This window comes from Mesorhizobium sanjuanii, from assembly GCF_002529485.1.
Lineage (GTDB): Bacteria > Pseudomonadota > Alphaproteobacteria > Rhizobiales > Rhizobiaceae > Mesorhizobium > Mesorhizobium sanjuanii.
In genome coordinates, this window is sequence record NZ_NWQG01000231.1 from 1 (window position 1) to 7293 (window position 7293).

The following is a 7293-nucleotide window of genomic DNA, read 5'->3' on the forward strand; positions in this document are numbered from 1 at the left end:
GGGCAGCTTAAATAGTTGCCTGTGTCAGCCTATGGCGTCGGTATTCCAGCGGACTCGTGCCTAGCCAGCGCCGGCAAGCATGGCTTAGCGCGCTGGGTTGCTGAAACCCGAGCAGCCAGGCGATCTGCGAGATTTGCAAATCCCTCTGTTCCAAGTAGCGGACGGCGAGATCTCGCCGCAGTCCATCGAGTATCTCACTGAACGTCAGCCCTTCGGAAGCCAACCGGCGCGCGAATGTCCTCTCGCTTATCCCAAGACACCTGGCGACTGTTTTGATGTCCGCCTCAGCATGAGGCAGCGCTGGCGCGATGACATTCTCCACAACAGTTCGGAAGGCGCTCGCATTGGAAGGACGGGCCCGGATCGCGTCCTCGCAGTTTTTCAACATCAGCTCATGCAGAAAAGGATCACCTCCCACCACCTGCAAATCGAGCAATGCGGGTTCCAAACTCAACTCGTCGGTGTCGGCGCCAAACTGAACATCGCAACCCAACAGCTTTCTGGTCGGTGGATCGGATGGCCGGTGATGCACAAACTTGACTCCGAGCGGCGAGAACTTTTGACCGACGAGCTGACGACATAGCCGCAATAAGATCAGAGTCAGGAATTCCATGTGGTGCCGGTCTAGATGACGCGACACGCCGGCATAAGCAACATTGATCCGGCACGGCGACCCCTTGCGAATCCGTAAGATCAGGGCTTCGTTCCCCACCCGCACAAAACGCTCAAGGCGGCCCAGTGCATCGCCGAGGCGCTGGGATGAAGTGGCTACGTAGTAAAGTATCCCCAATTCGCGCAGATCGACCGACTTGGCCAGGGAGAGGCCAAAATGGTCGTCGCGCACGGCCTTCGAAGCCAGCTCAAGAAACTCGATCTGCGACTTAACCCTGATGCGGTCACGGCGGCTGAGAGCGGCGGCGGACAGACGACAGCGCGCGAGCAATGGCTTAGGGTCGACCGCGTGCCTTGTGAGCTCTTCCACGGCCAAGCGAGCAGCCAAACCTGCTGCTGTCGGACCTGCGGCCAGGCCCTGAGAAATTGTCTCGCTTTTTTCCGCTGTCATGCGCCCCCCACACACAAGCCAGCCAATTATCAGCTTATGGGCCACCCAGCGCAAATCCTTGTCAAGCGGCTGCCAGTGACATCCGGCAAATTCAGCCTCCTTCGGATTTCCTCTCTGATAGGTAATCGGCCCAGAATTAGCGCACTCCATTGGCACAAGGCGCGGCGGCGCGGGTTGCCTTGTTCTTCTTAGGTCGCGCGCCGCCGGCCCTCACGCGGTACGGCCGGATGGCCGTCGCGAGCGGTGAATGGAAAGATCTAAAGGCGCAGGCTGTAGGCGAACGCGAGCGCCAAGCCTCTAAGGCTGTTTTGCGGGCAGCCCGCAAAGCCCATTTGCTTCCGATGATCCGTGCGGGCTGGGGATTACCTCGAACGGCCCGCCAGCGCTTGCTTGCAGCTGCCAAAAAAATGCCTCGAAATGCCACCCTTGGCAGGTCAGGCTGTATCTGCAGCGTCATGCGAGTGCGGCGGACACTTATCCGCTGGGGGCGAACCCCGGTACAATTGCAATCGCAGCTACAAGCGATTATTCCGGCGCTTATGAGCAAAAACCCCATTCACATCATCGGTGGCGGCCTCGCCGGCTCTGAAGCCGCATGGCAGGCGGCCCAGGCTGGCATTCCAGTCGTGTTGCATGAAATGCGGCCCGTGCGCGGCACCGATGCGCACAAGACCGAGGGGCTGGCCGAGCTTGTCTGTTCCAATTCCTTCCGCTCCGACGATGCCGAGACCAACGCGGTCGGCCTGCTGCATGCCGAAATGCGGCTGGCCGGATCGCTGATCATGAGCGCCGGCGATGCAAACCAGGTGCCGGCAGGTGGTGCGCTGGCCGTCGACCGCGACGGGTTTTCGCAGGCTGTGACCAAAAAGCTAGAAGCGCACCCGCTGATCACCATCCAGCGCGAGGAAGTGCCGGGCCTGCCGCCGGCGGACTGGGACCAGGCGATCATCGCCACGGGACCGCTGACGGCGCCCTCGCTCGCCCAGGCGATCGGCGAAGCGACCGGCGCCGACGCGCTTGCCTTCTTCGACGCCATCGCGCCGATCATCCATTTCGACACGATCGACATGAACGTCTGCTGGTTCCAGTCGCGTTACGACAAGGTCGGTCCCGGTGGCACCGGCAAGGACTACATCAACTGTCCCCTGGACAAAGAGCAATATCTCGCCTTCGTGCAGGCGCTGGTCGATGGCCAGAAGACCGAATTCAAGCAATGGGAAGGCACGCCCTATTTCGACGGCTGCCTGCCGATCGAGGTGATGGCCGAACGCGGCGTCGAGACGCTGCGCCATGGGCCGATGAAGCCGATGGGGCTGACCAATGCCCACAATCCCGCTGTGAAAGCCTATGCCGTCGTCCAGCTCCGCCAGGACAATGCGCTGGGCACGCTCTACAACATGGTCGGTTTCCAGACCAAGCTGAAGCATGCCGAGCAGGTGCGCGTGTTCCGCACCATTCCCGGCCTCGAAAATGCAGATTTCGCCCGCCTCGGCGGCCTGCACCGCAACACCTACATCAACTCGCCGACGCTGCTAGACGCTTCGCTGCAGTTGAAGTCGCATCCAGGCCTGCGCTTTGCCGGCCAGATCACCGGCTGCGAAGGCTATGTCGAGAGCGCCGCCATCGGCCTGTTGGCCGGACGCTTCGCCGCCGCCGAGCGGCTCGGCCATCAGGCCTCGCTGCCGCCGCTGACCACGGCTTTCGGCGCGCTGCTCAACCACATCACCGGCGGCCACATCGTGTCCGACGATGAGCCAGGCAAGCGATCCTTCCAGCCGATGAACGTCAATTTTGGCCTGTTCCCGCCGGTGGAAGCACCGAAAGCCGAGGGCAAGCGCCTGCGCGGCAAGGACAAGATCGTCGCAAAGCGGCGCGCGGTGACCTCGCGCGCGCTGGCCGATTGCAGGGAATGGCTGGGTCTGCCGGCGCGGGCAGAAGCAGCGGAGTAGTTTCTTGGTTGGCCGCGCACGGCGCGCGTGAAGGCCTCGATTGAGGATACGAGGCCCGCCGTTCCCCTCGAAGAGGTGATCGACAGGGTAAAGAGCCGCATTTCGCAACTCGCGCGAGATGATGATGATAAAGCGTCTCGCCGTCGTTCTTAGCGAGAAGGCCGTCACCGATCTCGAAGCGATTGCTGCCCATATCCTTGAGAGCAGCGGAAGCGAAAGCAGTCGCGAACGGTTTTGTCAATCGAATCAAAGATCGCTGCCAGAGCATCCATGATTGACGTTTACGTCAAATGGGTGGCCAACCCTTCGATGCGCGCCGCAAGAGCAGCCAATGCCGGCGCAAGGCTGACAGCCGCACCACGCGATCGAGCGGCGAACGGCTTTCCATCCTGGCGAGATAGGCGGGCGTCAGGGCAAGCGGCAGATAGGCCGGGCGCAACGAAGACGGCAGGGTCGGCGCGGCCTGCTCGAAGGCGGCCAGATGCTCGCGCGCCAGCGCGATCATCGCCGCAACGGCGCGTTGCGCGCCAGGGCCGCCATCGCCTTTCACGAACTCTTCCGGCGAGGAGCCGGCCGCCGCAAGGACGTCCGCCGGCACGAAGCATTGGCCGCGCCGGCGATGCAGCGGCAACAGCAGCAGAAGACCGGTCATTGCCTGCGCGCAGCCTGCCCTGCCCGCCAGCTCGGCGAAGCGCGGCGCTTCAATGGGATCGAGCACCATCGCCGCAAGCTGGATGAGCGCCGCCGCCGTCTCGCCGCAATAGCCTTCAAGATCGGTGCGCGACGGCATCGGATCGTCGTAAAGGTCGAAGATACGCGCTTCGAGCATGTTGTCGAACGCCTGCTTCGGCAGGCGATGGGCGGAAATCGTGGCCTTCAAAGCGTCGGCGACGGGATGGCCGACGTCTGCCCTATCGTCCGCTTCTCCGGCAATCGTATCGCGCCACCATTGCAGCCGCACCTCGCCTGGCAGCGGCTCATGGATGCGGTCGCGAATGCCCGATATCTCGGCGTTGAAGGCATAGAGCGAAAACAGCGCATCGCGCTTGTCCGCTGGCGCATAAAGCGCGCAGAGATAGCGGTCGTGATCGGCGGCGCGCACCGCTTCCATGACGATTTTTGCGTCGTCGATCATCTCAGTCGACGGCAATGAGCGCGGCGGCCACCGCGCGGTCTTCCGCCAGAAGAACATTGTAGGTTCGCACGGCAGCGCCGGTCGACATCGGATCGGAAGCAATGCCCGCCGCCTTCAGCGCGGCACGCAGCGCCGCCGGCAGTGGTCTCAAATCCCTGCCGGTGCCGACCAGCAGGATCTCGACCTTGTCGGCCTCACCAAGCAGTTTTTCGAAATCCGCCGTCGTCAGAGCTGTAGCGTCGGCCGGCTCCCAGCCATGGATGCCGGACGGCAGGCACAGCAGCGAGCCGCGATGCGACATGTCGGCGAAGCGGAAACCGCCATTGCCATAGGCCTCGATCGGGGCACGACCAGGGAAATGCGCCTCACGGATGACGATGCCTTTTGCCACGGGCTCAGGCAGTCGTCACGTCGCCACCGCCTTGCCGCCGCTCACCGGCTTCTCCTCGTCGGCAGTTGCGGCCCCAGGCCGCAACTTGAACAGGATCAGCAGCGGCGCGGCGATGAAGATCGACGAATAGGTGCCGAAGATGACGCCGAACAGCATCGCCATGGTGAACGAGCGGATCACCTCGCCGCCGAACAGCACCAGCGCCAGCAGCGCCAGGATCGTCGTCACCGAGGTCAGTGTCGTTCTCGACAGCGTCTCGTTGATGGCGTTGTTCAGCAACTGCGGCAATGGCATCTTCTTGTATTTTCTCAGATCCTCGCGGACACGGTCGTAGACGACGATGGTGTCGTTCAAGGAATAGCCGATGATGGTCAGGATCGCTGCCAGCGACGACTGGTTGAATTCGAGCCCGGTGATGACGAAGAAGCCGATCGTCATGACCACGTCGTGGACCGTCGCAATGATGGCGCCGACCGCGAACTGCCATTCGAAGCGGAACCAGACATAGATCAGGATGCCAAGCAGTGCGACGAGCATGGCGATCGTGCCTTGCTTGGCCAGTTCGCCCGAGACCGTCGGCCCCACGACTTCGACGCGGCGGAAGTCATACTGGTCCTGCAACTCGCCGCGCACCTTGTCGATGACGGTCTGCTCGGCATTCTCGCCGCCGTCCTGGGTGCCGACTCGGATCAGCACGTCATTCGGCGTACCGAACTGCTGCACCTGGATTTCGCCGATGTTGAGCTCCGAAAGCCTGCTGCGAAGGTCGGCAAGGTCAGCGTTGCCGCTTTTCGCCTGCACCTCGATCAGCGAGCCACCCTTGAAGTCGATGCCGTAATTGATGCCGGTGCTTAGAAACAGCACCACTGAGAGGATCGACAGCACGCTGGACAGCGTGAAGGTCCAGCGACGGATGCCCATGAACGGAATTTTCGTGCCGGGCGGAACCAAGGTCACCGGCGCCCGCGGCAATTCCTTCGGCCGCGCGCGGCGCAGCCAGATCGACACCAGCAGGCGCGTGAAGGTGAAGGCCGTGAATACGGTGGTCAGAATGCCGATGGCATAGGTGACGGCAAAGCCCTTTACCGGCCCGGTGCCAAGATAGAAGAGCACCACGGTCGCGATCAGCGACGTCACGTTGGAATCGACGATGGTCGCCAGCGCCTTGGAGAAGCCCGTGTCGATGGCCTGGATCACCGAGCGGCCGGCCCGTCGCTCCTCGCGGATACGTTCGTAGATGAGAACGTTGGAATCGACCGCCATGCCGATAGTCAGCACGATACCGGCAATGCCAGGCAAGGTCAGCGTCGCGCCAAGCAGCGACAACAGCCCGACGATCATCGCCACATGCACCGCCAGCGCAAGGTTGGCGAGGAAGCCGAGGAAGCCATAGGCTACGAACATGAAGGCGACGACGAGGATCGAGCCGATGATGCCGGCGACCTTGCCGGCATGGATGGAATCCTGGCCGAGACCCGGACCCACCGTACGCTCCTCGATCACCGTCAGCGTCGCCGGCAGTGCGCCGGCGCGCAGCAGCACGGCGAGATCGTTGGCGCTCTCGGCGGTGAAATTGCCCGAAATCTGGCCGGTGCCGCCAAGGATCGGCTCGCGGATCTGCGGCGCCGAGATGACCTGATTGTCGAGGATGATGGCGAACAGCTTGCCGACATTCTGCGAGGTCGCCTGGCCGAAACGCGTCGCCCCCTTGGAGTCGAAACGGAACGAAACCACGGGCTCGTTGGTCTGGGAATTGTAAGTCGCCTGGGCGTCGACCAGGTTCTCGCCCGAGACGATGACGCGGTTCTCGATGAGATAGGGGACCGGCGGATCGTCCTGAGAATAGAGGATCGAATCGCCTGCCGGCGGACGGCCGTTCAGCGCATCCTGCACCGGCATCGACTGGTCGACCATCTGGAAGGTCAGCTTGGCGGTCTGGCCGAGGATATCCTTCAGCCGCTGAGGATCCTGCAGGCCCGGCACCTGGACCAGGATGCGGTCGTCGCCTTGCCGCTGCACGATCGGCTCGGTCGTGCCAAGTTCGTTGACGCGCCTGCTGACGACCTCGATCGACTGCGTCAGCGCCGCCGACGTGCGGTATTTGATGCCGGCGTCGGTTACGGTGAATTTGAGCAGGCCTGGCTCGGAATCATCCAGCGTCATCTCCTGGATCGAGCCGCCGGTGAACAGGCCGGCCGCCACCGGCTCCGTCAATGTCTTCAACGCCGCCTTGGCGGCATCGACCTGAGCCGGGTCGGTGATGCGGACCTGCACGGTGCGGCCCGATCCGGCAAGGCCGGTATAGCCGATCTTGGCGTCGCGCAGCAGCGTCCTGATCTCGTCGCGCGTCGTCTCCAGCCGATCCTTGATCAGATCGTTCGGATCCATCCTGAGCAGGATGTGCGAGCCGCCCTGCAGATCGAGGCCAAGCGTCATCTGCCGCTTCGGCACCCAATCGGGAAGCTTGGCCAATGTGCTTGCCGAGAACAGATTGGGCGCAGCGAGGACCACTGTGGCTGCCACGGCCAGCCAGATCAGGATCATCTTGAAGCGCGAGAAATAAAGCATATGGCGTCGTCCGTTCAGGCGTACAAGCGGCAGCGTTCCGCCGAGAATCCGGTTATTTCTTGGCGTTCTGGTTCGCCACCGGCTCGCCCTTGACGCGCACATCGGCGATCGTCGAACGCAGCGCCGTCACCTTGGTGCCACCGCCGAGATCGATCTCGAGCTCGTTGTCATCGATCACCTTGGTCAC

At 62.8% G+C, this 7293-nt stretch carries 5 protein-coding genes and 1 pseudogene; 1 reads left to right on the top strand and 5 read right to left on the bottom strand.

Annotation, left to right across the window (positions count from 1 at the left end):
• Positions 1-7: 7 nt before the first annotated feature.
• The gene (locus CN311_RS28285; RefSeq protein ID WP_097576928.1) at positions 8-1063 is read right to left on the bottom strand and encodes an AraC family transcriptional regulator; all 1056 of its coding nucleotides are present in this window, start codon (positions 1061-1063) and stop codon (positions 8-10) included.
• A 539-nt stretch (positions 1064-1602) separates the two neighbouring features.
• Between CN311_RS28285 and trmFO the strand changes: the two genes are divergently transcribed.
• Positions 1603-3012 (top strand): methylenetetrahydrofolate--tRNA-(uracil(54)-C(5))-methyltransferase (FADH(2)-oxidizing) TrmFO, encoded by a 1410-nt coding sequence (trmFO, locus tag CN311_RS28290; protein WP_097576925.1) that lies wholly within the window; start codon positions 1603-1605, stop codon positions 3010-3012.
• Positions 3013-3298: 286 nt separating this feature from the next.
• Here trmFO and CN311_RS28305 read toward each other — a convergent pair whose 3' ends face one another.
• From CN311_RS28305 to CN311_RS33560, 4 genes and pseudogenes are all read right to left on the bottom strand, one after another.
• Complete coding sequence (locus tag CN311_RS28305; RefSeq protein ID WP_165779882.1) at positions 3299-4147, bottom strand: phytoene/squalene synthase family protein; 849 nt, start codon at positions 4145-4147, stop codon at positions 3299-3301.
• 1 nt (position 4148) lies between these two features.
• Positions 4149-4538 carry an Mth938-like domain-containing protein gene (locus tag CN311_RS28310; RefSeq protein ID WP_097576926.1) on the bottom strand — a complete coding sequence of 130 codons (390 nt, stop codon included), beginning with the start codon at positions 4536-4538 and terminating at the stop codon, positions 4149-4151.
• A 15-nt stretch (positions 4539-4553) separates the two neighbouring features.
• Entirely contained in the window at positions 4554-7106 is a 2553-nt protein-coding gene (gene secDF, locus CN311_RS28315) for a protein translocase subunit SecDF (protein WP_097576927.1), read from the bottom strand.
• Between the two features lie 52 nt (positions 7107-7158).
• Positions 7159-7293, bottom strand: a pseudogene (locus CN311_RS33560) (preprotein translocase subunit YajC); the annotation flags it as partial.

What these genes read in the sequence shown, in the direction of transcription:
- trmFO (WP_097576925.1), top strand. Translation starts at nt 1,603, where the DNA reads ATGAGCAAAAACCCCATTCACATCATCGGTGGCGGCCTCGCCGGCTCT.
- CN311_RS28285 (WP_097576928.1), bottom strand. Translation starts at nt 1,063, where the DNA reads ATGACAGCGGAAAAAAGCGAGACAATTTCTCAGGGCCTGGCCGCAGGT.
- secDF (WP_097576927.1), bottom strand. Translation starts at nt 7,106, where the DNA reads ATGCTTTATTTCTCGCGCTTCAAGATGATCCTGATCTGGCTGGCCGTG.
- CN311_RS28305 (WP_165779882.1), bottom strand. Translation starts at nt 4,147, where the DNA reads ATGATCGACGACGCAAAAATCGTCATGGAAGCGGTGCGCGCCGCCGAT.